Below are 228 nucleotides of genomic sequence, written 5' to 3'. Positions count from 1 at the left end.
CACGGCGATGCGGAACCGCGCGAGCTGGCGCGCAGCCGGCGGGGTGTCCCGCCAGATCGGGAACGCCGCCGCGGCCGCGGCATACGCGGCATCCACGTCGGTGCGGTCGGGGATCGGGATCTCGCCGTAGGCTTCCTCCGTCACCGGGTCGATGAGCGGCAGGCGCCCGCTCCCCGCTGCGGTGACGGCGCGACCGCCGATGAAGGTCTGCCGGGGGACGGTCATCGT

At 75.0% G+C, this 228-nt stretch carries 1 protein-coding gene; it reads right to left on the bottom strand.

What is annotated here, in order from left to right:
- Nucleotides 1-228: aldehyde dehydrogenase family protein (locus tag KVS71_RS19740; RefSeq protein ID WP_306663932.1), on the bottom strand; the 228-nt coding region annotated here is incomplete at both ends.

It is taken from the genome of Microbacterium sp. GbtcB4, assembly GCF_019091465.1.
Classification (GTDB): domain Bacteria; phylum Actinomycetota; class Actinomycetes; order Actinomycetales; family Microbacteriaceae; genus Microbacterium; species Microbacterium paraoxydans.
Note: the sequence above shows the minus strand (reverse complement) of the source record. Positions and strands in the feature narration are given on the sequence as shown.